Source organism: Pseudoduganella sp. R-43, from assembly GCF_049913255.1.
In the GTDB taxonomy this organism is placed as follows: domain Bacteria; phylum Pseudomonadota; class Gammaproteobacteria; order Burkholderiales; family Burkholderiaceae_D; genus Rugamonas.
In genome coordinates this window covers 12,139-37,934 of record NZ_CP183988.1, presented here as the reverse complement: position 1 = coordinate 37,934, position 25,796 = coordinate 12,139, and the positions used below count along the sequence as shown (strand labels likewise).

The following is a 25,796-nucleotide window of genomic DNA, read 5'->3' as shown; positions in this document are numbered from 1 at the left end:
GGAGGCACCATGGACCGTCGAACATTTGTGCAAGCAGCGATCCTCACCGCCACGACCGGCTGTGCCAGCATCGGCGGCCAGGCCAGGCCGCACGTAGTGGTCGTCGGAGGCGGCTACGGCGGCGCCACAGCCGCCAAGCATGTGCGCCTGTGGAGCCAGGGCGGCATCGACGTCACGCTGATCGAACCGAATGCCAGCTTCGTCAGCTGTCCGCTTTCAAACCTGGTGCTGGGCGGCTCGCGCAAGCTGCAAGACCTGACCCGCAGCTACGACGAGCTGCAGCGCAGGCACGGCGTGAAGATCCTGCACGACAGCGCCTCCAGCATCGACCCGGAAAAGCGCACCATCAAGCTGCTAAGCGGCGAGGTCCTGAGCTACGACCGCTTGATCCTCAGCCCCGGCATTGAATTCCTGTGGGGCGAGCTGCCAGGCATGAGCGTGGAAGGCGCGCAGGACAAGATCCTGCACGCCTGGAAAGCCGGCCCGCAAACCACCGCCCTGCGCGGCCAGCTCGAAGCCATGCACGACGGCGGCGTATTCGTCATGACCGTGCCCCCCGCACCCTACCGCTGCCCGCCCGGCCCCTATGAACGCGTTTGCCAGGTAGCCCACTACTTCAGCCAGCACAAGCCGAAATCCAGGGTCCTCCTGCTCGACGCCAACGAGGACGTGGTCAGCAAAGGCCCGCTGTTCAAGAAGGTCTGGAAAGAACGCTACGCCGGCATCATCGAGTACCGCCCGAGCTTCAAGACGGTAGACGTGGACGTGGCCGCCCGCACCGCCATCTCCGAGCTGGGCGACAAGGTAAAGGCCGACGTGCTGAACATCGTGCCGCCCCACCGGGCCGGCGCGATCGCCGCGCAGACCGGCCTGGCCAACATGAACAAGCGCTGGTGCGAAGTCGACTTCATCACCTTCGAATCCACGCAGGCAAGGAACATCCACGTGATCGGCGACGCCATCCAGGTTTCCCCGCTGATGCCCAAGTCCGGCCACATGGCCAACCAGCACGCCAAGGTCTGCGCCGCCGCCGTGGTCGACCTGCTAAGCGGGCGCGTGCCCGAGCAGACGCCATTGCTGACCAACACCTGCTACAGCTATGTAAGCGACAAGGACGTGATCCACGTCGCCAGCGTGCACGCCTACAACGCCGAAAAGAAAACGCTGCTTGTGGTACCCGGCAGCGGCGGCGTCAGCCCCGGCCCGTCGGAGCTCGAAGGGCATTACGCCGACAGCTGGGCGCAAAACATCTGGAGCGACATGCTTTCCTGACCGCCGCGCGCTGCACCTTTGCTTCACCTCAAACGCTGACCTGCTCCCGGGTGCCACCATTGGCAGGGCTATCCCCTGACTAATGGTGACCTCATGTCCAAGCCACAATCCGCCGCACAGCGCAGTCCCAATCTCTGGCATTTTTCCGCCCTGGTATGGGGCACCTCGCTCCTGTTGCTGTCGCTGTTTGCCATGCCCATCAGCGTCAACCCGCTTGGCATGCGCCTGCAGCTCTGCCTGACGGCGGTGCACCTCGGGGGCGTGTTCTACATGTGGCGCCTTGCAAGGCACGGCAATCCGGAGCGCCTGCTGGACATCGCCATCATTACGCTGGCCTTCATCTACATCGTCCCCCTATGCATGCTCGCCGCGCCCGTGATCGTGCTGGCGGCATACGCGATGCCGGCAGGCTCCTGGCTGGCGGTCATCGCCATCATGGCCGTATGCGGCGCGGCCCTGGCACTGGTGCGCCTGTGGAGCACGGCCACCGGCAAGAACACCGGCCACTGCTTCGAAACATGGCTGGCGGAGCAGCTGAAAGGCGATGCCATCACCGCCAGTTCGCTGAGTGGATTGCTCAACCACGTTGGCCGCCACGCCACCGAGCCAAGCCGCATCGACGGCTGGTCCATGATCGCCGCCGCCGCCGCCGGCGCGCCCATTCTCGCGGCCAGCATCGATTACGACCGTGCCGGAGCGAGCCTTGCAATCTGCGCCCTCTTCACCACGCCCATGGCGATGCACGCCTTCTCCCGCATGGTGGTGCATGCCTACCTGTGGATCTTTCGCCTGCGCCGCTTCGAACGCGATTCGGGGGTAAAGGTTGTCGTCAACCTGCGCAGTGGGAGCTGAGCATGGACAAGCTCCTGCATCACTACGAACAAGAGCTCACACGCCTGCGCCGGACCATCCGTAAGTATGCCGACGCGCACCCGCAAACCGCCGCCGCGCTTGAACTGGAAGCCGGCGCCAGCACCGATCCCGAAGTGGAGCGCCTGCTGCAATCAATCGCGCTGCTCAACGCCAGCATGCAGCATTCCATCGAGGATGGGCGCAACGACTTCCACAAGGCTCTCCTGCAAACGCTTCAGCCGCACTACCTGCGCCTGGTTCCCGCCTGCGGCATTATCCAGGTCGACACCTCGGCTGCACGCTCCAACGAAATCAGTACCGCCAGCCGCCTGCCGCGCGGCGCAATCCTGCGCTGCGGCGGCAGCAAGTTCGCGACTGCCTATGATGTCCGCATTGCCCCTATTGCTGTCGCCGGCGCCAGGTTCCAGCCGACGATCGACCTGCCGGCAACGCTGCGCCTCCCAAGCGAAGCCAGGTCGGCGCTCTGCCTCAGCCTCGAGGCCACCGCCGGCAGCGCCGCATTCGACCAGCCGCCCATCGCCACGCTGCGACTGTGGCTGGATGGCGACGCGCCGTTGCGCGCAACGCTCCTTGACGCCATCCTGATGCACCGCCTGTGCGTATGCCTGGAAGCCGAAGGCAGTTGGCGCCTGTTGCCTGCATCGCCGTTCTCACCGGCCGGAACCGGGATCGAAGAAGCTGTATTGCCGCCGCGCGCCGGCCAGCAAAGCCAGCGGCTGCTGACGGAGTTCTTCCACATGCCGCAACAGTTCGACTTCATCGACCTTGACCTGCAGGCCATCGCCGCGCGCTGTCCGCCCGGCTGCAAGCGCCTCACGCTGCACGTCGTCCTTCCCGGCTGCGAGCCGGAACTTCGCCGTGCCGGCGCCGCAAACTTCCAGCTCTCATGCACGCCGGTCGTCAATCTTTTCCTGCAGGCCGCAGACCCGATTCGCCTGGACGGCAGAAAAGAGTCCTACCCGCTTGCGCCGGACCAGCCGGGATGCGAGATCTATAGCGTCGACAAGGTCTCCCTCATGAGCCGCAACGGCGAGCGCGTCCTGCCGCCTTTCCACGGCGCTGCGCACACGGCGGCAGGCCCCTACTGGCAACTGGACGAACAGGAAGGTTTCGCCCTTGCCCTCATCGACCGCGAGCAGCGCCCCGCCAGGCTCGATACAGGAACGATCGCGGTGCAGCTCACGTGCACCAACAATGAATTGCCGCAGCGTGGCGCCAGGCTGACGACAGAAGCAAGCGCCGGCGCCTTTCCGATCAGCTTCGTCCATGGCCCGGCAGGTGGCCAGCGCCTTGCCAGCCCTGGCGAACTATGCGACAGCCTCTACACGCTGGACACCAGCCTGCAAGCCCTGCACAAGCTGCTGCAACTCCACGGCTGCCCCTTCAGCGAAAGCCTGGAAAGCCTGTTCGCCAAGCCATCCGCCGCCTGGCTGGTGCACCCAATGGGCCGGCTTCACATGCACGGCACAGAGTTCACCCTGCTGGCCGATGAGAATGGGCTGCGTGGCCACAGCATCCACGTGCTCGGCGAGATCCTGGCCGCCGCGCTTGCCGACAAGCTGCGCGAAAACCGCTTCGCCCAACTTCGCATCGCCAACCGGCAGGGCCGAATCCTCTACCTTTCCACGCCCCGCGCCGGCACGCGGCAGCTCGTGTGAATCAGCTATAGACTTGCCACGGCCATTTCATGTATCCCTCGCCATGAGGCCTGCGCTGCACAATGTCGCCGGAAAGCGCGTCGTCAATCGCGGCCACAAGTTCTCGATAATGCGCAACCTGCGCATCGGGCGGCGGCAGGCTCACGTCAATGGATCGCTGCTCCCGGCATGCCATCATCCTGGCGCGAGCCGAGGTACAGCTTGGCCAGCGGCGGCTGTTCATTTGCCCACCAGCCGGTCGAACTTGTCGGACGTTTCCTGCGAACCCGGCGCGGTAAAGACGAATGCTCCTGACTTGTCATCAAAGACCCGGAATTCCATCGTAGGCTCCTCAAATCGCACGCGAACCCGATTGTAGGCAGCGCAGGCAGGTGCGAACTGTGAGAACGATCAAGCCAAACGTGTGGCCGGAAAAAATCAACTCTGCTATCGTTTCCGTTTTGACAATTACCCGACGACCGAAGCATGGACTCAATGCAGGAAGAAGCAGTTATCCGCCGCCACCCTATCACTGCCGGCATCATTGGACTCATCACGGTCGTGTATTCGGCAATCATCTTCATCCTGTTCCTCCTCGCGAGGGACGCGGTCGGGTATGAAGTGATCTTCGGGACGATGGCGTTGGCGCCGTACCTGCTCCTGTTTGGCGCCGTTGGCGGCGCGCTGTTCTTCAGGAGCCGGTCGCTCGCCCACCAATTCTGGCTGGCGCCGGCGCTGTTCGCCGTGTATGGCTTGCTGTATGCCGCCGCAACGAGCCACTCGTTCGCCTAGTGCGGCGGCCAGGCCGGCGGAACCTCAGTTCACCACGAAAGTCCTGCTGGTCCCGCTCAGCCCATACACGGCGCCGTTCCAGCCGTTCTTGTAGTCCCCATTGTGCCGTATGCGGTATTGCCCGGTCTCCGCATCGGCCGGAATCGTCCAGCCAATGACCGCCTGCGAAGTACCCCACACCGGATCGATCCGCACCCAGCGATAGCTGGTGTTCCAGTCGCCATCCACCGCCACGGTACGCCACGCCGAGCCGTCCCAGCGCTGTACTTCCAGGAAGCTGCCGTTCAGGCGCAGGTTATTTTTTGGATGCCCAGTCCAGAACGAAACTTCCACACGCTGGCCGCGTGAATAGCTCGCATTGGCCTGCTGCACCACATCGCCAAAGCTCTTGAAGATCGGCGTGTTATCCAGCACCACACCAGTCTGGAACGACATCTGGTTGCCGCTCAAATCCCGCACCGCCGCGCTGGCGCCAGCCGCAGTCCCTTGCCGCATCGCGGTCGCCAGCTCATGGAAGCTTTGCTGGTAAGCCCCCAGCGTCCACTTGCCGAAGTGCGTCGAGGCGCCTTCGTAATGCTGCGCGTCGTACTCCTCCGGCGTGGTCACATAGCCGGAGTAGGCATTCGCATACCCGGCAAAGACCACGTGCTTCACGCTATCCCCCAACGCCGCCTTGACGGTCTCGCGCACGCGCCGCCCGGACATGATGGTGAACTCCCCCGGCGCCGCAACAATCGCCAACTGCCCGATCCGCACGATGGAAATCGGCAGCACCTCCGGCGACCAGGGGAAGGGCGCCTGCGTGCCCGTCGACAGCAGCACCGGCTTCACGCCCTGGCAATCGCGCACCCACTGTGGCGCCGGCGCGATGATGCCGCCCAGCGCCTGGAAGAACGGGTTGCCCGTCAGATCGCCCTCATTGAAGCCATCCAGCCCGCGCCCGTCTTCGGTACCCGCCGCGAAAGCGCTGCCAATGGCTGCCGGACAGGTGCTGCGCACCACGCCATCCGCGAAGCGCGCCTGTACGGTGACGCGGGAAAAGTCGATATAGCGCTGCCGGTAATCCACCGGCCCCGCCAGCAGCTCCAGCGCGCCGTTATAGATGGCCAGCGCCTTCTGCAACTGCCGCTCGCCGATGATGCGCGTGTTATCCAGCTCATTCGCCGTAGGCCCTGTGCCGTCCAGGTTCAGGTTCGGCGTCATGTCGCCCGCATTCGACTGCGAAAAGGCCGCCACGAAATCGCCATCCGAGTTATAGCGCACGCCCTTCATGTCGTGCTCCCAGCGCCATTCCGCATAACCCTTGTTATCCGGCGTGATCAAGCGGTTCTGCGGCGTCATCGACACGCCATGCGTGGCGAACCAGCTGATCACGCCCACATCGTTGCCGCCCTGCCTGAAGCGCAGCACCGTCATCTCCGGATCGATATTGCGCCCCCAGCGCTCGCGCTCCGCCTGCGGATTGCGCAGGTAGGCCGGGTTCGAACGGTTATTGCTCGCATCCGTCAACTCGCCCTTGCCGATCGCGATGCTGCCCGGCTTCAGGTCGCGATGCGCCTTGTCGATGGCCGCTACAATGCCGCCGACAATCGCATCGAAGGTACGCTGGTTGAAACCGTAGGTAGTGAAGTTGTACAGCGCGTAGTGCGAAAAGCCGCCAGGCCCGCCGTGCGTATGCGTCGCCGACAGGATCACGTTCTCCGCCGAATACAGGCTGCCATGCTTCGCCTGCAACTGCCGCAAGACCGCCTGCTGCACGCCCTGGAACACCATGCCCAGGTCATTGTTGACGAAGACCATGCGCTTGCCGCTGGCCTGGTCCACCACGATGAAAGCCCGCGCCCGCTGCCGCATGTGGATGCCGGCCGTCACCTGCGAGGTTGAGCCATAGCCCATCATGCCCACTTCGGCCGCCTCGCCCGTGATGTCGGACATGCCGCGCCCGACCAGGAAAGGATCTGCAAATGCCGTGCTGCAAACTACGCTTGCGCCCAACAGAGAAACCAGGCGCACGAACCGAAAATATTTCGTCATGACCGTCCCCTTTTGCCGCTGCTGTTTGAAAAACGACGAACTTGGAGAATAACAGCGTTTTTCTTTTTGCCGATGATCTTGGTCAAAACGCCACAGTAGCAAGTGAGAAGCTGTCAGTTTCGGAATATCAGAAATACGTGGGATATACTGATCGTCACCGCCAATTTTTCTGAAATTCCGAAATATGAACCAAACTGTTTTACCCGCACTGCCTGCCGTGCAACTTGTACGCGAATTGGCCGACGTTGGCCGGCAAGTGCGAGCGCATCGCAAGCAGCAAGGACTGCGCATTGACGATGCCGCGGCGCTGATCAGCGTTTCGGTGGACCTGCTGTCGCGCCTCGAGAATGGTGCCGGAGGCATCCGCACCGACAAGCTTCTGTCGGTATTGGACGGACTTGGCTTGGCCTTGGTGATTGCGCCGAAAGATCACGAGTTACTGCAACGCCTGCCCTCAGGACTACTGGCCGACGTTGTCTAGTCCAGAGAGACAGGCTTGACCCTTCAAATGCTTTTGCCCAGGATTGATGTGGATGTCAAAGCGAGCCATCAGAATGCGCGCAACTCCTGCAGAGCAACTCTTTCCTCGGCTATTCGCTCGTCATAAGCATCGAGAAAGGCGGCATGTTCCTCATTCCATTGCTGTTCTCCTCTCGCCTTCATTTCTTCACGCAAGCGCTGCTCACAAACCTGGGAAGTATTGATGCCCAAGCTCTTGGTTGCCAGATACACGTCCATGGACAGGGTAATGTTGGTGGCTCTTTTATCTGGCAGCTTGGGTCTGGTACGTGCGGGTTTCATATGATTCGGGAGTGCCTCAATGGTGAGGGCACGTAATGCACACCTGTTTCCGTGAATGCCCTGTCTAGTTTGCTCTAAAACGCGATAACCTTGACTAAACAGATCCAGAATTGCAAGGGCGCCTGATTTCATAGACCGAAAGCGCCCTTGCTGGGAAATCTTTAGATTAAGTTAGATGCTCTGGTCCTCCGCGAGAGACTGCTTTAGAGAGCTCACCCCGTGTTTTAGATTGCTTAGACAGCAGGTCGTCACACCGTAGTCTGCGATCCTCGGCGCGAATCCAATAGTCGTCGCCAGGAAAGCGCAGCCAGACGAACCGCCATGCATTGCGCCCTTTGGCGCGTCGATTAGCAAACTGCGAGGGCGTCAACATTGCGCCGTCCTCTGCAACGATACGATCGCCTACAACTTTTGCGAATTCGATTACGCTGCAGTAGCTCGTTCGCAGGTTAGTTCCTTCGGGAAGAAATAAGCTCTTCCACTGAAACCCACGCAATGAATGTCCTCTGTCCTTTAAGTCGCGTCGCTCCAGCTCGGTCTTGAGCCAACGATTCACGAGTTCTGCGATAAAGGCCTCTGTTTTGACGCCAGGGCGCACATCCATTAGGTAGAACTCCAGTTCCAAAAAATCGGCTACTGGAATGTCGACAGGCTGCTTTGCTTCGTATCCCATGATTCAACCCTTTCGAAAATGAGCTAAAGGTTGGATCGTGGAACGGGAAAATAGTTCACTTTATATTTTTTCCGAAGATCGCTGGACCGAATTGGATCGATGCCGGGAGATCTGGGACCGCGATAGACCGGAGCAAGTGAGAATTAGTGGCGAATAGCCGAAAGTGGACCTGAATAGACCGTCGTCGAGCGGGCCACGGAATAAGGCCATGATCGTAGAACTGCAATGTTGAGTTAGCTGTTGTTACGGTGCGCTGGCTTACGGCATGGCTTGCATGACGGGCCAGTGCTCCGTAATTTTCCTATCGTCCATAACAGCGATATCGCCGAACTGCTGCAGGACTGCCTCGCTCTGCCGCGGCCGGAAGAACACGTAGTCGTCGACCTGCAATTGCTGCGCCCCCGACCCTAGCAAGGCCTGCTGATTGGACGAATTTCCATACAAGCCGCTAGCAGCCAGCCCCGCCGGCGACACCGGTTCCGCCATCCAGTTGCCCCCATAGACGAAGTAGACGTGTTCCTGGTTCACATCCCATGCGCGCGCCGCATCGCCCAGCACCTCAACGCCAATCGGCATCTGGAAGCGTCTATCGGCCTTCAGCACCGGCGTAGCGATGAAAGCAGCTGGAGACAAATCCCGCAGCAAGTCGGTATCGAAGTCGCTCGGCTTGACTAGCGCGGAGCCCAGCGCAATTTCGTTTGCAGCCCCGCTGCCGTCATGCAGCCGGTAGGTCGGTGAACCGCCCGCGTTGAACACCAGCGCACCTGCCTCGCCCTGGGTGCGCATGCCCTGCGTAGCAATCCCGGCGTAATCACGGTAGATGGCTTTGGCTTCGACCAGCGCCTTCTTGCGCAAGCTCGCCAATGGAAGCTTGGCAACGTGCGCGTCATATCCCATCATTCCCGCCCATTTAAGGCGAGGCTCCTCACGCAGGATCGCCAGCATCTGCTGCAGCATCTGCGTGCTATCCACGCCGCCACGATGCAAGCCCACATCGATCTCCAGACTGACGCGCATATCCAGCTGCTGCGCCTTTGCCAGGTCGCGATACTGTGCCAGGCGTTGCGGCGTATCCACCAGCCACTGCAACTGCCGCTCCGGATTGAATTGCCCACCCTGGAAGCTCCGATAGAACTCCGCTGCCGCAGCAACAGGGAGAGGCTTGCCGAGCAACAGGTCCACGTCCCCGCGCTGCGCCGCAAGCTGCTGCAGGTAAGGCAGGTTGAACACCATCAGCCGGCGCGTCTGCATGGTTTGCATCAGTAGATCCAGCAAGGGCAGGCAGGGAAGGGACTTGGCCACCAAGCGCAACGGCAGGCGCCCATCCACATTGCGCATTACCTGGCGCGCATTAGCCAGAAGGCGGTCGCGGTCGATCACCATGGTAGGCGTGGCAATACCTGCCGCACGTAAGGCCCTGGAAGCGCGCGCAAAGTATTCCGCATGCGGCGCACCCTTGTCACGCGGGCGGACCGCCAGCGCAGCAGCGCCCACCAGTCCTGCGCCGATGGCCGTCATCACAGCACGTCGTTTCAACGCCACCATCACGCCACCCCAAACATCGAACGCAAATGCGGATTGAGCATGCGGCCCTGCGGGTCCATCTTCTGCCGTAGCGCCAGGAAGTCGTTCCAGCGCGGATAAAGCGCCGCCAGCTCCTTTGCCGTGAGGTTGTGCAGCTTGCCCCAGTGCGGCCTGCCGCCATGCTTGCGGAAGATCGGGCCCAGCTCGGTCACCAGGTAATCGTAAGCCTCCCCATGCGCCGCATGCACGGCAATGGAGCAGCTGTCACGCTTGTGGAAGGGACTGAGCCAAGCATCGTCACCTTTGATGAAGCGGAACTCCATCGGGAAGAACACTTCATTGCGCTTTTCCAGCGCAGCGATGATTTCGCGCACGCAGGCGATGCCCGCCTCGCGCGGCACGTGGTATTCCGTTTCGTTGAAACGCGTTGGCCGTACCGTGGAGAGAAGCTTCCACGAGCGGTTCTTCGCCTCCTCGGTCAGGTCCGGATCGATCAATTTGCCTGCCGCCCAGCGCCGCAGGTCGGGGAACCTGCCCAGCCAGTCGCGCAGCTTGCGCAGGTCGCTCAACATCTCCTCATCCTGCGAATGCGGCACCAGCACATCGCCGCCCTGGTACTCGTCATGCGCAATGCCCGCTGCAAAGCCGGTGAAGGGAAGGTAGTAGAACTCGAAATGCCGATGCTTGCGCGCCAGCTCGCCGGCCTGCTCCAGCATGTCACCCACAGGTCGCAGCCACACCTTGCGGTGCAGGCTGAAGGATGGCACAACCCGCACGGTCGCCTGCGTGATGACACCCAAGCTGCCGAGGGAAACGCGCGCCGCCGCCATTTGCTCGGGATGGCGCTCCTGGTCCCACTCCACGATCTCGCCTTGCGGCGTGACCAGGCGCAGCGCCATCACGTCCGCATGCATGGCTTGCAGGTTCGCCCCCGTGCCGTGCGTGCCGGTGCTGATGGCGCCTGCCAGCGACTGCATGTCGATATCCGGCAGGTTGCGCAAGGCCATCCCAACGCCATCGAGCTCGCGCGAGATCGCAGCCAGGCGGGTGCCTGCGCGCAGCGTGGCAGTCATGGCCGCCTTGTCGTGCGACAGCACGCCGGACATGCGCTCCAGCGAAATAATCGTGCCGTTGGTAGGCACCAGGGGAGTGAAGGAGTGGCCCGCGCCTACACAGCGCACCGTGCCGCCAGCATTGCGCAATAGGTCTGCGAGTGCCTGCTCGTCGGCCGGCGTGGCAAGCGATTGCGCCTGGCATTGCTGCACTTCCGACCAGTTCTTCCAACGGAAGGGACGCGGTTGCATCGGCGCTGCGTGCGCACGACCCGTTAGCAAACCCGCCGCCGCCGCCATGGCGCCGGCCTTCAGGAACAGGCGACGCTGCCTCATGATCCGCTCCTTGCCATGAAGAGGGTGAGAGCCCGCAGGTCATCGGCGCTGCAGTCGTTGCATTGGCCCATGGCCGGCATGGCGTTGAAGCCATCGCTTGCATGCCGCACCAGCTGGTCGATGCCCTTGTCGAGACGCGGCTTCCAGTGCGGCGCGAAGCCCGCCAGCGGCGCCCCGCTGCCGTTTCGCGCATGGCACATCATGCACGAACGCTCGTAGCGCTCGGCCAGCCGCAACTCTCCCGGCCGCGCCGTATCAGCCCATTGCAGGTCGGCCGCAGCCGGCTCCTGTTTGGCAGCAGAACAGGCGCACAGGCCTGCCAGAATCGCCATTCGCAACAACGCCCGCATCGACTCCCCTTCTTCAAGTGGGACAACGTCAAGCGAGAATAACGATGAACTTCGAAAAAAACAATGTTTTTGTCCTGGGGGCACGGATGCATTGTCGAAAATGCTACAACGAGTTTTTCGAACGTTATTTCGCGCGCAGAAGCCGCCTGGTAAGGATCGATCGCAGTTGGCGCCTAGTGTCGCAAATGATGTGGACGAAGACCACGTTCCCGACGATTTCATAGATTATGCGGTTCATGCCTGCAATAGCCTGGCGGAATTGCCCAAGCTGAAGCTCTGCGATTTCGTCAGGAATGGCACCGCTCGTGGGAAAGTCGCGCAATGAACGAATCGCGGACTTAATCTGTTGGTATGTCGAAACCCAAGCTAGTTTGCCGAAATTCTTGATTACATAATTTCGTAGCTCAATCAAATCTTGCTCGGCGCCAGCGAGCAGGACAACTTTCACTCGCCATCTTTCTTATCGAAATCGGCGAACACATCCTCCGCGTCGCGATATTCGCCACTGAGCGCCTCTTTCTTGCCTATGGAAAGTAGCTTAAGCATGGCAAGGGTTTCCTGGTGCTCTTCGTATGAACGCACATCCATGACGACGAGCTTGGCTTCGCCATTCTGGGTGATCAACATGGGCTCGCGCGACTCGGTGAGTTCTTTGATAACCTCTGCAGCGTTACTCTTCAGGTAGCTGATTGGTTTGACTTGGGCTGAGTATTTCATGTGGAGTCCTGGATCCTATGAACCAATTTTGGTCTTTTTTTAGTCCAGTGTCCAGCAGATGAAACCCCAACTGTGAGGCTTTCACTCATCAGCATCACCTCAAGGCGGTAGGGGCGAAGCGATGCAGGATACCGGCCAACAGCACGTCAATCAATGCATCCAGGTGCCGATTGAATTCGTCATGCTCGAACCACGGTTCGTTCTCCCCGAATACCAGGCGCAATGACACCATGCCGTGCAGGCCTTCCCAGAAGATCTGGGCGATCGCTTCCGCCTGGTCCAGTGGAATCTGCCCAGTGCCAGCCAGGTCGACAAAGAGCTGACAAGCGAAGGCATACGGGTCCTGCGCCTGGTTGCCGTGTTCGACACGGGAGCTCTCAATCGGCGCGTGCGGCCTGCGCTCCATGAAGACCAGCGCGTACTGGTCTGGGTGGCGCATGCCAAAGGTCACGTAGGCACGGCCTACGCGGCGGATGTTTTCGAGGTGCGGCAGCTTTGCATCCACGGCGTTGCGCATGGCCTTGACCAGGTCGAGCAGGTCGCTGTCCATCGCCTGGGTGATCAGCGTAGCCTTGTTCTGGAACAGGTTGTAGACCACGGTCGTCGAAAAGCCGGCCTTCTCCGCTACCTTGCGGAGCGTAATCTCGCGCGCACCGCCCGCCTTGATCAAGGCACGCACGGCCTTGATGATGTCTTTGCGGCGCTGCTCGGATTCACGCAGCTTTCGAAGCTCTACGCTGTTGGACTTGTTCATTCGGTTTTCTCAAGTTCGCTCTACGCGACCGAGACTAGCATGCGGCCTTTTGTTGGGCAACCAGCCTATTGCAAGCGAATGGCAGTGTCGAACACCCATGTCCGACGGATTTCGATGACGTCATATTGGCGCGCGAGCGCAGGTGGAAAGGCGCCATAAGGCGCCTGGCTGGAGATGACTTTTCGGATTGCTTCGTCGATTGCGGCCACGCCGCTGGAGACGACAAAAGTCACCTTTTCCACGGAGCCGTCGGCCCGGATGGCGACGGTCACCATCGGTGACACGTGGCGCTGTTTGACCACGTCGCGCAGCATGTCGAACGCCATGTTCAGCTCAAATTTCTTGCTCATCGCCTCCGCGTACTGAACGAGGTCGATGTTCGGATCGGCACGCCCGAAAAGCCAGCCGCGGCGGAGGCCACTAACAGTGGGAAGCAGCGAGCGTGATGGGTTCTTCGCCGCCGCATCGCGTTGGGCCGCCTCTTCGTTGAGTTGCCGGCCGATGGCGCGCAGGCGTTCCTCACGCTCTTCCTCTTGCTTGGCCTTCTCACGTTGCGCCAGCTCGCGCTTTGCCTGTTCCTGGCGCGCAGCCTCCTGCTTGGCTGCTTCCTGCCTGGCCGCCTCTTGCCTGATTGTGTCCTGGCGGGCAGCTTCCAGTTGCTGCGCCTGACGTGCTGCTTCGATCTGCGCCTGCTTCGCCTGCTCTTGTCGGGCGGCTTCCTTGCGCGCTGCTTCCAGGCGCGCGGTTTCAGCGCGTTGCAGCTCCTGGCGGGCCAATTCTTGCCGTGCCGTTTCTTCTTGTTTCGCGCGCTCCCGGCGGGCGTCCTCCTGGCGGGTGAGTTCCTGACGTTCGGCGTCCTTACGTGCAGCCTCCGCTTTGGCTGCCTGCTCCGCGCGCGCGGCATCCAGCCGCAATTGCTCTTGCCGGGCTGCTTCGAGCTGCGCTTGCTTGATTTGTTCCTGGCGCACGGCCTCCTTGCGGGCAGCCTCCACGCGCTCGGCTTCGGCGCGTGCCAGCTCTTGTCGAGAAACCTCCTGGCGTTCGGCCTGCAGGCGGGCAGCCTCGATACGCGCTGCCTGTTCGGCGCGGGCGGTTTCCTGGCGGAGCTGCTCCTGGCGCGTGGCCTCGCGCTCGGCCTCGGCGATCAGCTCAGATTGACGCAGCTTTTCTGCGGCTTGCTGCTCTTGCTCCAGCTTGGCCTGTTCATGCGAGCGCTCCCGGGTTTCCTGCTCGGGCTGCTTCAGCGGGATGTCGTTCGCCTTGGGCGTAACGATTGGCGGCGCGGCGGGCGCTGTCGGCAACGGAACATCGGGGCGCTTCGACGCCACTGTGGGCTCTGGTGCCGGCGCGGGAACGGGCGTTGGCGCAAGTGTCGGCGTTGGAGGCACGGCGGGAGGTGACATGGGCATGGTTGTCACGGTACTCGCAAGCGCGGTCTTTTCGGGTATTGGCGGGGCCGGCGCGGGGACTGTTGGCCGCGTCGGTTCCGCTGGTAGTTGCAGCGGCCCCGATATGGGTGCGGCAGGCTGCTGGGCCGGCAGCAGCAAGACCTGCAAATCGTTGGCCCCCAGGCGGCGTTCTTGCCACGGGAACTTGAGGGCGGGAAGCCCGAATGTCTGGCCACCCACGCTGATGCTCAACAGCAGTGCGTGCACGAATGCGGAGATCACGAGCGCAGAGCTCAGTCGCCACGGTTCGCGCTGAAAGCTATTGAGTCGGCCGAGTGTGATTGCTGAGGACATCAGCACAGACTATCACAAAGGCAGGTGGCTATTAATCAACTGGCAACTGATAGGGTGAAATACGCAACACTGAACTACGTCACGAAGACAATTTCCCTGGTGTAGGCGCGATAAAAATCCGGCTCGTTGACTTTGCTTTTGAGCCAGAAGTAGAAGTCCACGTCTTCGCGATGTCGAGCATAGGGGTGTAGGCCTATTGCAGATTTTTTCTCGTAAGCCAACTCGAAAACTGGTGTGCCGCGATGAAGAACGCGGAAGTGCGAGACCGTTTCCTGATCCGCGATCTCCACTTTGGTTTCATCGGCATCAGGGTGGTACAGGGTGTCGTTGAAAATCAGAAGGGGCCCATCAGGAGTCGCCAGCAAGACAATCGATTCCACGTGATGGCCGCTCTCTTCAATCTCGTATAGCCCGAACGCGACCTTCTCTTCGTCTACTTCCGTGGACGGAACAAATTCCCTGGCACAGGTGGCCAGGTCAATCTTCATCAGCGTGACGGTGCCGTCAAACTGGGTGACTGCGATGGTTTTGCCTGTCATGAGGGGGGCGGTTAGTCCGTTTCTGAAAGAACCATGCCTTTCAGTGTCTCGCAGCACCTTATCGGCCGCCCGAGACCACTGGCATCCACCAAGGCTCCGTTAGAAGCCCAAGCCCCAGCAAGAGCATGGCCCCGGCCAACATTCCCATCACCAGCACATTGCGCGTGCTTTTCCGTTGGGCGGCCCTATTATTTTGAAGCAGAGCTTGCTGGAGAGTGAGTTGTTCTTCTCGAAGTCGAATATCCGCAGCAAACCAATCGCGCTCGGACTTGTTGTGCTCACGCTGGGCATCCAACACCTGGGCAAGGGTCAATTCAATCTTCACGAGGAATTCGGCCATCTGTTTGGTTTCAGGATCTGTCATAGCTGCTTTCATAGTTCGCGGATTTCAGCGCCCGTTACCGTACCGCCCGTGGTTCCAGCGTCATGAACTCCACGCCCTGCTTCTTGGCCGAAGCCATATTGAACTGGGAAAGCGATGCCTGGCCCAAAAGCGGTACGCAGGTAGAGCAGACAATGGCGGTGACTTTGCGCAGCTCAAAAGGCCCGACATTGAGCGCATCCAGCACAACCAGTCGCGCGGTGGAACGACGGCCGTCGGCAAGGCCGATCACGACCTTGGGCTGCAGCACCTTGTAGCTTGCCCTGGAGCCGGCGAGCATATCTTCGCTAAGCATGGTCTTGGCGGCCCCGGTATCCACAACGAACGCCGTCGGGCGTGCGTCGCCGATGCGCACCGGTGCGTAGAAATGGTCGCCGGTCTTGGAAAGGCGCAGGTTCTTTTGTGCGCCGGCCAGTGCCTGGCCCTGGCGTTCGATCGTCGTTTCGATGGCGATGCGCTGGCCGTCAAAGTAGTGCCCATGGCCTTTCTCTTCCAGCGTGGCGTCGAACGAGGCCAGAAGCGCCAAGGCTTCGTATTCCCGCTTCTTCGCCACCAGCTGCCTGGCCAGGTCGCCGCGCACATTCACCAGCTTGGGCATGATCGCCAGCGTCTTGTAGTTCCAGTCGATCGACTCGTCGATGCGGCCCACCTTCTCCAGGCTTCGTGCATAGGCTGCGAACAGGTCGTAAGTTCCCTGGCCCATTTCGATGGCTTTTTCTGCCTGGACGATGGCGAGTGCGTGCTTTTCGTCCCAGCTATAGATCACCGCCAGGCTCGCAATGGCATGCACGTCGGTAGGGTTCATCTTGATGTACTGCACCCAGTTCTTTTCCGCGCAATCGAGCTGGCGCAGCTGCTGGCATTTGACCGCGCCATCGCGGTAGGCTGAAGGAGGGTAGGTCGTTGTTGCGAAGGCGGGCATGGCGACAAGCGGCAGGGCCGCCAGCAGGGTGCGGGCGAGGAAGTGCATGGGTGTTGGACGAGGATTTATAAGTTTGCTTTTATGCGGCCGCAGGAATACGGCTGCAAATTATAACCAGTCCGGTTACCAATGTGGCTAATTTGGCAATGCTGGTGCGACGAGCATATTTGCCAAACATCAAGGCCGGTGCAAATCACGCGTGCCACTATAGGCGCTCGCGTCAACCAGACGAACGGAGCCAAACGTGGACAACGCCCTGCTCAGCTTCTTCCGGCAAGACAAGGACCTGATCACCGACAGCCGTCCATTGCGACTGCGCCTGGCGCATCCGACGCAGATGCTGGAAGACGTGCTGCTACCCCAGCATGTGCAAGGCAGCGAATCCATCTGCGGCAGCGTTGAATACCGCATCCTCTGCCTCTCTCTCGATGCCTTCATCCCGCTCAAGGAGCTCATCGCACTCCCCGCGGCGGTCGATATTGTGACTGACCGCGGCGATCTGCGCAGCGTATGCGGCATTGTCACCGAAGCGCATGCCGGCGACAGCGACGGTGGCCTGGCCAGCTACCAGCTTGTGCTGCGCGATGCGCTCTCCATCATGGAAAAGCGCAACAACACCCGTGTGTTCCGCTGCAAGAATGAAGTGGAGATCGTGCAGATTATTCTGGATGAATGGATACATACCAACCCTATCATCGGCACCTGCTTCCGCTACGAGATGGATGATTCGTTCAAGGTCGATGCATACCCACAGCGCAAATTCACCATGCAGTACAACGAGTCTGATGCAGCCTTTATCCGCCGCCTGCTCAAACGCCGAGGCATTGCCTGGTACTTCCGCGCAGCTAAGTCCAACTGGCCTTCACATACGATGGTCTTGTTCGACAGCGCTGACACGCTGCAGCCCAATGCCGCCGGCGTTGTACGCTACCACCGCGATGCTGCTACTGAAGAACGCGACACCATCACCTCATGGCGCGCTGTTCGCGCCCTGCAGCCGGGCCGGGTGTCGCGCTTCAGCTGGAATTACAGGAATCCCCAAGGTACTGATTTTATGAGCGCCCAGGTCGAGGGCCGCTCCGATCAAGGGGCGAACGGCAACGAAATGTCGGCTTCTTTGAATGATTACCTGATCACTCGCCACCACATAGTTGGTGAGACTTACACTCACACTCGTGATGAAGCCTGAATGCAAGTCAGCGACAGCCGCTTCCCGATGTTCCAGAAATCCCCCTTCAGTTTGTTACCCCACGCAGTAGTCACCAGCCTTTCTACATTCCCGTGGTTCAGGACGCCGTCTTGGCTGAGCCAACCCAAACACGGTAAAATTGGCCAGTTTTGGCAAGCGGATATCAACGGCGGCAAATGTTAAAGGTGAGCCCCATGACTGAAACGGAAGGCGAAATCCTTACGCTTGATGAAGTTGCCATGTATCTCAAGGCAGGAAAACGAACGGTATACCGTCTTGCTCAGAAGGGAGAGATTCCCGCCTTCAAACTTGGCGGGACATGGCGCTTCCGGCGCTCCGACTTGGATCGCTGGATCGCAGAAAGCATCAGCAAGAAGCCAGGGGTGGCTTGATGTACTCGAACACAGATGTGCAAATCAGGCGACAACATGGTTGCATGGGGGAAACGCGATCAATGACTCAGCAGCTACTGACACCGCACCAGAGCCAGTACTACGCATGGCTACTGACTCGGCGGGCAGCCAGCGACAGCGTGGATTCCCTCGCCGGCACACTGGTGGATTCTCAGGTCGATCTTAACCCTCATCAGGTGGAGGCCGCGCTTTTCGCCTGCAAGAACCCATTGTCGCGAGGAGTGATCCTTGCCGATGAGGTCGGCCTCGGAAAGACCATCGAGGCGGGACTCGTAATTTCCCAGCGTTGGGCCGAGCGCCGTCGCCGTGTTCTGATTGTTGTGCCCGCCAATCTGCGCAAGCAGTGGCATCAAGAATTACAGGACAAATTCGGCCTTCAGGGAACCATCCTTGAGGCGAAGAGCTACAATGCTCTGAGCAAGCAAGGACGACAGAGTCCTTTCCTGGTGTCGTCAGGGCCGATCATCTGCTCTTACCAGTTCGCCAAGACCAAGGCAGACGACATTGGGTGCATCGAGTGGGATTTGGTTGTTCTCGACGAGGCGCACCGACTGCGCAATGTCTACAAAACCAGCAATGTCATCGCGAAGACGCTGAAGGAAGCGCTGCACCACGTTCATTCCAAGGTGCTGCTGACTGCCACTCCTTTGCAGAATTCCTTGCTTGAACTCTACGGCCTAGTCAGCATGATCGATGACCGGGTGTTCGGCGACATCGACAGCTTTCGCACGCAGTTCACGGCACAAGGTCGTGGTCAATCATTCAACAGGCTACGTGAGCGGCTCGCACCGGTCTGCAAACGGACGCTGCGCAAGCAGGTGCAGCCATACGTCTCCTACACTGCTCGTATTGCCATCGTAGAAGAGTTCACTCCATCGGTCAAAGAGCAGCAACTCTCGGGACTTGTCGCAGATTATCTACGTCGCCCCAATCTTAAGGCTCTTCCCGATGGGCAGCGACAACTGATTTCGCTCGTACTCTGGAAGCTTCTGGCCTCTAGCACCCATGCCATTGCCGGAGCACTAGAGACCATGGCCAAGCGCCTCCAAGGCGTGCTGGACGAGATGGCCGAAGTTCCCGATCTTGCTGACGTGCTAGATGACGACTATGAGTCACTCGACGAGACGGCCGATGAGTGGACCGAGCATGGCCCGACGGCAGGGTCTCCGTCGCTGAGCGAACGTAACGCCATCGCTCAGGAAATCGAGGAACTGCACCAGTTCAAGGACTTGGCGACAAGCATCCGCGACAACGCAAAAGGCAATGCGCTTCTTACCGCGCTAGTACGTGCGTTCGAGGAACTAGAAAGGTTAGGCGCGGCCAAGAAGGCCATTATCTTTACCGAGTCCAAGCGGACCCAGGACTACCTGTTATCCCTTATGGAAGGCACCTCCTACGGGGAGGGCATTGTGCTGTTCAATGGCACCAACAGCGACGCTCGTGCACAAGCGATTTACCGCGATTGGCTGAAACGCCATGAAGGAACGGATCGCATCACCGGCTCAAAAACCGCGGATACCCGCGCTGCGTTGGTTGAGCATTTCAAGGAGCGCGGCACGGTGATGATCGCCACCGAAGCTGGCGCGGAAGGGATCAACCTTCAGTTCTGTTCCCTTGTAATCAATTACGACCTGCCGTGGAACCCGCAGCGCATTGAGCAGCGGATCGGTCGCTGCCATCGCTACGGACAGAAGTTTGATGTGGTCGTGGTTAACTTGATCGATCTCAGTAACGAAGCCGACAAGCGTGTCTATGAGCTGCTGTCGCAGAAGTTCAAGCTCTTTGAGGGCGTCTTTGGTGCCAGCGACGAAGTGCTCGGTGTCATCGGCTCCGGTGTGGACTTCGAGCGTCGCATCGCCGAGATTTATCAGAATTCTCGCGACTCAGAGGCCATCAAGTCCAGCTTCGAGCAATTGCAGTTCGATCTATCCAATGAGATCAACGAGGCAATGGTCAAAACCAGGCAGCTCCTTCTTGAGAATTTCGACGAGGAGGTGCAGGACAAGCTACGTGTCCGAGCCGAGGCTAGCAAAGCGGCGCGTGGTCGCTACGAGCGCATGCTCTTGGACCTTACAAGGGCCGAACTTGGCCAGTGCGCCGCATTCGACGACGACGGCTTCTCACTCCAGCGCCGGCCTGATACTGGCCTCAGCGAAATCGAGCTTGGTCGCTACGAATTACCACGGCGAAGCGGCGAAGCTCACTTGTACCGACTCAGCCATCCGCTGGCCGAATGGGTAACTTCGCAAGCGAAGAACCGAAAACTCGGCCAGGCCAAACTGGTCTTCGACTACGAAGCTTATGGTGCTCAAGTCAGTACGCTCAAAGTCCACCGCGGCCAGACCGGCATACTCGCGCTGAAGTTGGTCACGGTCGAAGCCTTGGGTCGAATGGAGCAGCACATGATCGTTGCTGCGGCTACGGCAGATGGTACACCGCTGGCCGAGGATGACCCGGGAAAGCTGCTGCGCCTTCCCGCCGTCAGCCAAATGATCGACCTGTCCAGCATTAGCAACGCTGCGCTCGAAAAAGACGTCGAGTCACGAATGATTGCACTGCTGCGTGAGATTAATCAACGTAACCTCGGCTACTTCGAGCAGGAAGTTCAGAAGCTGGATGCGTGGGCCGACGACTTGAAGCTAGGCCTTGAGCAGGAAATCAGAGAGATTGACCGGCAAATCAAGGAGGTGCGTGGCACCGCTGCCACAGCGCCTACGCTGGAAGAAAAGTTGTCCTGGCAGAAGAAGCAGCGTGAACTTGAAGGCAAACGTAGCAAACTGAGGCGCGAGTTGTTCGCCCGGCAGGATGAAGTAGAAGCCCAGCGCAACGACCTCATTGGCAAGTTGGAATTGCAACTTCAACAGCAAGTGGAGGAGCGCGTACTGTTCACTATCGAGTGGGAACTGAAATGATGACAAAAAGAGACCTTTCACGAGGTGCAATTTGGCGGCAGTGGGACTTGCATATCCATACGCCAGCATCGTTCCATTGGTTGGGAGAAAGGTTCAATGACGACCTATCCTCTGCGACGAACAAAAAGCTGGTCGATGAGATGATCAAGGCCATGAACAATGCCGAACCAGCCGTGTTCGCAATCATGGACTACTGGACATTCGATGGCTGGCTTGCGCTGCAAAAGCGCCTCAAGGATCAACACGCCCCCGTCCTAAAAAAGCTTGTTCTTCCAGGTATTGAGCTACGACTCGCCGCTCCGATGAAAGGACGACTGAACGCCCATGTGTTGTTCTCGAACGATGTTGAAGAACAGGTGCTTCTCGATTTCAAATCTGCTTTGCGCATTGAGTTGATAGACAGGCCGCTTTCGGATTCTGCATTGAGGGAACTCGCTCGGAGGATCCCTGAGGACAAGCTGAAGCATCACGGTTTCAAGAAGGCCGAGGTAGACGCATCCGACGAAAAGGCTTTGCTCGCGGGTGCTGTGATTGCGGAGATCAACGCTGACTCATACCGGGAGGCGATCCGTAAGGTGCCCAATGATCACGCAATAGGCTTAATGCCGTTTGACACTAACGATGGATTGGCAGACGTCGTATGGCAGGAGCACTACGCCTACACCATGAATCTCTTCCAAACATCACCGATCTTCGAAACACGGAACATTGACCTACGTGATGCATTTGTTGGAGAGCAGACACAGGGCAATGCCAAGTATTTTCAGAACTTTCAAGCGGGGCTGAAGAATATCCCGCGCCTGGCTGTCTCAGGGAGCGATGCCCACTGCTTCGTTGGGATAGCAGGTGATAACAACAAGCGGGGATACGGCGACTTCCCCTCGGGGAAGAAAACTTGGATCAAGGCCGACCCGACGTTTTACGGTCTCAAGCAAGCTATTCTTGAGCCAGCAAAACGCTCATTCATTGGCGACAAGCCACCCAAGGTCCAAGAAGTTGAATCGAACAAGACTTTCTACATTGAGTCTATCGAGATTACCAAAACGGGAGTTAAGGCTGGCGTGGGGCAGTGGCTGCACGGCTGTGACATTCCACTAAACCCTGATCTTGTCGCCATCATCGGGAACAAAGGAAGTGGCAAAAGCGCTTTGGCAGATGTTATCGCGACCCTCGGCAATTCCAAGCAGTCCAAACACTTCAGCTTTTTGAAGAAGGATCGCTTTTGGGGCAAGACTGGAGAACCTGCACGCCATTTCACCGGAACACTGACCTGGCGAGACGAAAGTACCGAGGCTCGGCCATTGCATGAGTCGCCTTCTGAAGAGAAGGCAGAACTTGTTCGCTATATCCCACAAGGCTATTTCGAAGAGCTTTGCAATGAACACGTGTCTGGCAAATCGAATGCTTTCGAAAGGGAGCTAAGGTCGGTGATCTTCTCACATGCGAGCGAAGAGATGAGGCTAGGTGCGCTCGACTTCGATCAACTGACCGAGCAGCAGGAGCAGTCGCTTCGGAACCGACTCGGCGAGTACCGTAAGGAACTTACTTCGGCCAATGCGGCGATCGTTCGTATCGAGGAGCAGCTTCAGCCTATAGAGCTGAAGAAACTCACTGATTTACTCCTGCTGAAGCGCAAGCAGATCGAGGAGCACGACAAGCTGAAACCCATGGAAGTCGCCGCGCCTACCGAGCAGGTGAGCCCTGAGCAGAAGCAATCGGCTGATGGCTTGGCTGCAGCAAGTAAACAGGCGGAAGCTGCCAGGAAGCGCGGCCAAGAAATTACAGGCGAGACCACTGAACTTGCAAAACGACAGAAGGCCATAGGGAATATTCGCGAGCAGCTGAGGTTGCTGCAACGAGCTTTCGATCAAGCCGAAAAAACCATCACCGATGATCTCAAGCTTCTTGACTTCGCTTGGACCGATCTTGCGGCCATCGACATCAAGACGGCCGTCCTCGACGAAAAGGCGACCGAATTGGCGACGAAGCAAGGCGAGATAAAGATCGAATCTGAAAAATTGGCGGCAGACCTAACTTCATTCATCGCAACACAACAAAGTTTCACGGCGAAGCTGAACGCACCGCAGCAGCAGTATGAGACCTACCTGCGCCAGCTTGCGGAGTGGAACACAAAGCGCAACGAACTTATCGGCTCAACGACTGAGCCTGAGACCAAGGTCGGATTGGAAACCAGGATCGAGCAGATCAAGGAGCTTCCTCAGCAACTCAAAGAGTTGGAAGCGAGCCGTTTGCAGTTGTCGGCGGAGATCTTCGACACTCTTGATGCACAGCGGCGTTCGCGCGCAGAACTGTTCAAGCCGGTGCAGGACCTGATTCAGAAGAATGTCCTGATACGCGAAGACTACCGGTTGCAGTTCCAGGCGACGCTTGCGGCATCCGTCGATGCAATTGCCGACCAACTGTTTGCGTTGATAAAGCAGACCTCTGGCGACTTTCGTGGGCAGGACGAAGCGCTTTCAACCATCAGAAGACTGTTCGATGGACATGACTTGAACGCAAAAAATGGAGCGATAGACTTTATTACCTCCTTGCAGGAGAAAGTCTTGGAAGCGGCAAAAGCCTCGGGTTCGGAGGCGGGGATTTTCAGCTTGCTAAAGAAGGGGCAGTCGGCAGCGGCTGTCTACGACCTCATCTTCGGCTTGAACTTCCTTGAGCCTCGTTACTCGCTACTCTTCCTGGATACTCAGATCGAACAGTTGTCCCCTGGTCAGCGTGGGGCGCTTTTGCTGATCTTTTACCTGTTGGTGGACAAGGGGAAGACCCCTATCATCCTCGATCAGCCGGAGGAAAACCTCGACAACGAGACGGTGTTCCGTTTGTTAGTTCCCGTTCTCGCCGAAGCCAAGAAGCAGCGGCAGATCATCATGGTCACACACAACCCCAACTTGGCGGTTGTGTGCGACGCAGAACAAATTATCCATGCGACGTTCGACCGGGGGGATGACTCCACCATCCGCTACGAATCGGGCGCCATCGAGAATACTGGGCTGAACGAAGTCGTCGTGACCGTACTAGAAGGTACGAAGCCCGCATTTGAAAACCGAAACGGGAAGTATCACTGAAATGGCAGCGCTCGATCCTCAGTACTTGACCATCCTCAAGAGAGCACTCTCCACTCGCTTTGTGCCTTTCCTTCCACCATTGCTCGGCAACGCAAATCCCGCAGATCAAGCGGCAAAGCAGCTTTCGCGTGCTTTCAGTGCCTTCGTCCTCCACAAGCTGCTTGACATCACGCCACAGGCGGCGGCCGCCTCGGTTGTGGACGATTTCAACGACAAAGGTATCGACGCGATCCACTATCACGCGCAGACAGAGACGTTGTACCTACTGCAAACTAAGTTGAAGGAGTCCGAACAGTTCAAGCAAGAGGATGCATTGCCGTTCTGTGAGGGTATTCGCCTGTTGCTCAAACAGGACTTCACCGCATTCAACGAAAACGTCCAAAGTCGGAGGGCCGATATTGAGGGCGCGCTCGATGCGTGTAGCCACATCAAGCTAGTTGTGCCATACACCGGTGATGGAATTTCAAAAGCCGCTAGTGAAGCTTTGCAGGCGCTGCTCGACGATGACGACCTCGATGAAGAGCGGCTGGACAAGCATGTCGAATACTACGCGGCGACAGAGATAGTCCGCGACCTGCTGGCGGAGCAGGCATATCAGCCCGTGCACTCTGATATCTCATTGCAGAAATACGCGAAAATCGAAAGCCCACGAGCCACCTATTACGGCGTCGCACGCTTGGCAGACTTGGTGGCGCTTCACCAGACACATGGTAAGGCCCTATACGAACGCAACATCCGCTACTTCCTTGGCAGCAGCAAATCCGATGTCAACAAGGCCATCAAGAGCACTCTGCACGATGCCCCAGTCGATTTCTTCTACCTCAATAACGGTGTCACTGCAGTCTGTGACCTGATTGAGCCCAAGGCCAACAAGAACGGCGTCAAAAAATTTAAGGTTCGCGGTCTGTCCATTATCAACGGCGCGCAGACTGTCGCGTCGGCTGCAGAATTCGTACGTCAGTACCCTGACAAGTGCATTGATGATGCCAAGGTGATGCTCACCTTGATCAATGCATCGGCAGATGGTCAGTTTGGGAAGACCATAACCAAGGCTCGCAATCACCAAAACCCCGTACAGACCGCCAACTTTGCCTCTCTGGACGAAAATCAGGAGCGCTTACGGCAGGAGATCGCCCACCTTGGCTTTGACTACCATTATCGCCCAGAGGCCATGACAAATGGTAGTGATGCCGTCACGCTCGACGAAGCGTTGCGTGCACTGGCATTGCAGCAGAACGACCCACGCTACGCAGTCTGGCTCAGGAGCGAACCCGCGCGCCTCGCCGATCCCGATTCTGCTGAGTACCAGGCCCTGTTCACTACTGTTCTTAGGGGAGTCACTCTAATCAACGCCGTGGCATGCCTCCGCGCGATTCGCACTCTCGTAATCGGGTATGAGCAGAACGCGGCGGCACGCAGCCAGGAGCGCCTGATTTATCGGCACGGAGTTCACGCCATCGCAGCGGTAATGTTGAAGCGCCTGCGTAACAAAATTGGCGCAGCGGCTGTCATCGATCCGACGACAATTCCTGCACTTATCAGCCTACCTCTTGATCAACTGCGGCAGCAGGCTTTCGACCTCGGGCGGCAACGGCTCCTTCTGGAGGGGCCACTGGCCTATTTCCGCAACCAAGGTAACGTCGCAGCCTTTCTGGCCGACCTGATGGAAACACATTTCGAGCTGGCCGGCGATCCGGCGATAGCACCACTACGCAATGTTCAAAATGCGGCGGACGCCTACCCGCGCAAGCGCCTACTCGACTATTTGTCGCAACGCGCACCACAACTGTAAAAGCAAA

At 58.9% G+C, this 25,796-nt stretch carries 24 protein-coding genes; 10 read left to right on the top strand and 14 right to left on the bottom strand.

Annotation, left to right across the window (positions count from 1 at the left end; all coding sequences use genetic code 11):
- Nucleotides 1-9: 9 nt before the first annotated feature.
- The 3 genes from ACN9M3_RS00160 to tssF all read left to right on the top strand — a co-directional run bounded on the left by ACN9M3_RS00160 (nucleotide 10) and on the right by tssF (nucleotide 3,803).
- On the top strand, nucleotides 10-1,272 hold the full coding sequence (locus tag ACN9M3_RS00160; RefSeq protein ID WP_426166401.1) for an NAD(P)/FAD-dependent oxidoreductase: 1,263 nt from the start codon (nucleotides 10-12) through the stop codon (nucleotides 1,270-1,272).
- 93 nt (nucleotides 1,273-1,365) lie between these two features.
- Complete coding sequence (locus tag ACN9M3_RS00155) at nucleotides 1,366-2,124, top strand: hypothetical protein (RefSeq protein ID WP_426166398.1); 759 nt, start codon at nucleotides 1,366-1,368, stop codon at nucleotides 2,122-2,124.
- A gap of 2 nt (nucleotides 2,125-2,126) precedes the next feature.
- The gene (tssF, locus tag ACN9M3_RS00150) at nucleotides 2,127-3,803 is read left to right on the top strand and encodes a type VI secretion system baseplate subunit TssF (RefSeq protein ID WP_426319786.1); all 1,677 of its coding nucleotides are present in this window, start codon (nucleotides 2,127-2,129) and stop codon (nucleotides 3,801-3,803) included.
- A 1-nt stretch (nucleotide 3,804) separates the two neighbouring features.
- On the opposite strand, the gene ACN9M3_RS00145 is transcribed toward tssF, so the two are convergent.
- Entirely contained in the window at nucleotides 3,805-4,026 is a 222-nt protein-coding gene (locus tag ACN9M3_RS00145) for a hypothetical protein (protein ID WP_426319784.1), read from the bottom strand.
- 242 nt (nucleotides 4,027-4,268) lie between these two features.
- Here ACN9M3_RS00145 and ACN9M3_RS00140 point away from each other — a divergent pair, with 242 nt between their 5' ends.
- Entirely contained in the window at nucleotides 4,269-4,574 is a 306-nt protein-coding gene (locus ACN9M3_RS00140) for a hypothetical protein (protein ID WP_426166389.1), read from the top strand.
- Between the two features lie 24 nt (nucleotides 4,575-4,598).
- Here the strand turns inward: ACN9M3_RS00140 and ACN9M3_RS00135 are convergent, their stop codons facing one another.
- Nucleotides 4,599-6,608 (bottom strand): neutral/alkaline ceramidase, encoded by a 2,010-nt coding sequence (locus ACN9M3_RS00135; RefSeq protein WP_426319782.1) that lies wholly within the window; start codon nucleotides 6,606-6,608, stop codon nucleotides 4,599-4,601.
- A gap of 184 nt (nucleotides 6,609-6,792) precedes the next feature.
- On the opposite strand from ACN9M3_RS00135, the gene ACN9M3_RS00130 reads away from it, so the two are divergent.
- Nucleotides 6,793-7,089, top strand: a complete 297-nt coding sequence (locus ACN9M3_RS00130) for a helix-turn-helix domain-containing protein (protein ID WP_426319780.1) — start codon at nucleotides 6,793-6,795, stop codon at nucleotides 7,087-7,089.
- 68 nt (nucleotides 7,090-7,157) lie between these two features.
- Here the strand turns inward: ACN9M3_RS00130 and ACN9M3_RS00125 are convergent, their stop codons facing one another.
- The 12 genes from ACN9M3_RS00125 to ACN9M3_RS00070 all read right to left on the bottom strand — a co-directional run bounded on the left by ACN9M3_RS00125 (nucleotide 7,158) and on the right by ACN9M3_RS00070 (nucleotide 16,448).
- Nucleotides 7,158-7,541 carry a type II toxin-antitoxin system CcdA family antitoxin gene (locus tag ACN9M3_RS00125; protein WP_426319778.1) on the bottom strand — a complete coding sequence of 128 codons (384 nt, stop codon included), beginning with the start codon at nucleotides 7,539-7,541 and terminating at the stop codon, nucleotides 7,158-7,160.
- Between the two features lie 34 nt (nucleotides 7,542-7,575).
- Nucleotides 7,576-8,082: a hypothetical protein gene (locus tag ACN9M3_RS00120; protein ID WP_426319776.1), complete on the bottom strand. Its 507-nt coding sequence runs from the start codon at nucleotides 8,080-8,082 to the stop codon at nucleotides 7,576-7,578.
- 258 nt (nucleotides 8,083-8,340) lie between these two features.
- Complete coding sequence (locus ACN9M3_RS00115; protein WP_426319774.1) at nucleotides 8,341-9,618, bottom strand: alanine racemase; 1,278 nt, start codon at nucleotides 9,616-9,618, stop codon at nucleotides 8,341-8,343.
- Nucleotides 9,619-9,626: 8 nt separating this feature from the next.
- Nucleotides 9,627-10,994: a D-arabinono-1,4-lactone oxidase gene (locus tag ACN9M3_RS00110; protein ID WP_426319772.1), complete on the bottom strand. Its 1,368-nt coding sequence runs from the start codon at nucleotides 10,992-10,994 to the stop codon at nucleotides 9,627-9,629.
- A complete protein-coding gene (locus tag ACN9M3_RS00105) occupies nucleotides 10,991-11,326 on the bottom strand; it encodes a c-type cytochrome (protein ID WP_426319770.1) in 336 nt (111 codons plus the stop codon). The genes ACN9M3_RS00110 and ACN9M3_RS00105 overlap by 4 nt, the downstream gene beginning before the upstream one ends.
- Before the next feature lie 142 nt (nucleotides 11,327-11,468).
- The gene (locus ACN9M3_RS00100) at nucleotides 11,469-11,792 is read right to left on the bottom strand and encodes a type II toxin-antitoxin system RelE/ParE family toxin (protein ID WP_426319768.1); all 324 of its coding nucleotides are present in this window, start codon (nucleotides 11,790-11,792) and stop codon (nucleotides 11,469-11,471) included.
- Nucleotides 11,789-12,061 (bottom strand): type II toxin-antitoxin system Phd/YefM family antitoxin, encoded by a 273-nt coding sequence (locus ACN9M3_RS00095; RefSeq protein ID WP_426319766.1) that lies wholly within the window; start codon nucleotides 12,059-12,061, stop codon nucleotides 11,789-11,791. The genes ACN9M3_RS00100 and ACN9M3_RS00095 overlap by 4 nt, the downstream gene beginning before the upstream one ends.
- A 94-nt stretch (nucleotides 12,062-12,155) precedes the next feature.
- Nucleotides 12,156-12,815, bottom strand: coding sequence for a TetR/AcrR family transcriptional regulator (locus tag ACN9M3_RS00090; protein ID WP_426319764.1), 660 nt, complete (start codon nucleotides 12,813-12,815; stop codon nucleotides 12,156-12,158).
- A 65-nt stretch (nucleotides 12,816-12,880) separates the two neighbouring features.
- Nucleotides 12,881-14,143, bottom strand: a complete 1,263-nt coding sequence (locus ACN9M3_RS00085) for a TonB C-terminal domain-containing protein (protein ID WP_426319762.1) — start codon at nucleotides 14,141-14,143, stop codon at nucleotides 12,881-12,883.
- 488 nt (nucleotides 14,144-14,631) lie between these two features.
- A complete protein-coding gene (locus ACN9M3_RS00080) occupies nucleotides 14,632-15,096 on the bottom strand; it encodes a hypothetical protein (protein ID WP_426319760.1) in 465 nt (154 codons plus the stop codon).
- 58 nt (nucleotides 15,097-15,154) lie between these two features.
- Nucleotides 15,155-15,460: a hypothetical protein gene (locus ACN9M3_RS00075; protein ID WP_426319758.1), complete on the bottom strand. Its 306-nt coding sequence runs from the start codon at nucleotides 15,458-15,460 to the stop codon at nucleotides 15,155-15,157.
- 34 nt (nucleotides 15,461-15,494) lie between these two features.
- Entirely contained in the window at nucleotides 15,495-16,448 is a 954-nt protein-coding gene (locus ACN9M3_RS00070; protein WP_426319756.1) for an aspartyl protease family protein, read from the bottom strand.
- Between the two features lie 196 nt (nucleotides 16,449-16,644).
- Between ACN9M3_RS00070 and ACN9M3_RS00065 the strand changes: the two genes are divergently transcribed.
- From ACN9M3_RS00065 to ACN9M3_RS00045, 5 genes are all read left to right on the top strand, one after another.
- On the top strand, nucleotides 16,645-17,589 hold the full coding sequence (locus ACN9M3_RS00065; RefSeq protein WP_426319754.1) for a type VI secretion system Vgr family protein: 945 nt from the start codon (nucleotides 16,645-16,647) through the stop codon (nucleotides 17,587-17,589).
- 194 nt (nucleotides 17,590-17,783) lie between these two features.
- The gene (gene mads1 / locus ACN9M3_RS00060) at nucleotides 17,784-17,981 is read left to right on the top strand and encodes a methylation-associated defense system helix-turn-helix domain-containing protein MAD1 (RefSeq protein ID WP_426319752.1); all 198 of its coding nucleotides are present in this window, start codon (nucleotides 17,784-17,786) and stop codon (nucleotides 17,979-17,981) included.
- A 62-nt stretch (nucleotides 17,982-18,043) separates the two neighbouring features.
- Entirely contained in the window at nucleotides 18,044-20,914 is a 2,871-nt protein-coding gene (locus ACN9M3_RS00055) for an SNF2-related protein (protein WP_426319750.1), read from the top strand.
- Entirely contained in the window at nucleotides 20,914-23,997 is a 3,084-nt protein-coding gene (locus tag ACN9M3_RS00050) for a TrlF family AAA-like ATPase (protein ID WP_426323890.1), read from the top strand. The genes ACN9M3_RS00055 and ACN9M3_RS00050 overlap by 1 nt, the downstream gene beginning before the upstream one ends.
- On the top strand, nucleotides 23,969-25,789 hold the full coding sequence (locus ACN9M3_RS00045; RefSeq protein ID WP_426319748.1) for an AIPR family protein: 1,821 nt from the start codon (nucleotides 23,969-23,971) through the stop codon (nucleotides 25,787-25,789). The genes ACN9M3_RS00050 and ACN9M3_RS00045 overlap by 29 nt, the downstream gene beginning before the upstream one ends.
- The last annotated feature ends 7 nt before the right edge of the window (nucleotides 25,790-25,796 follow it).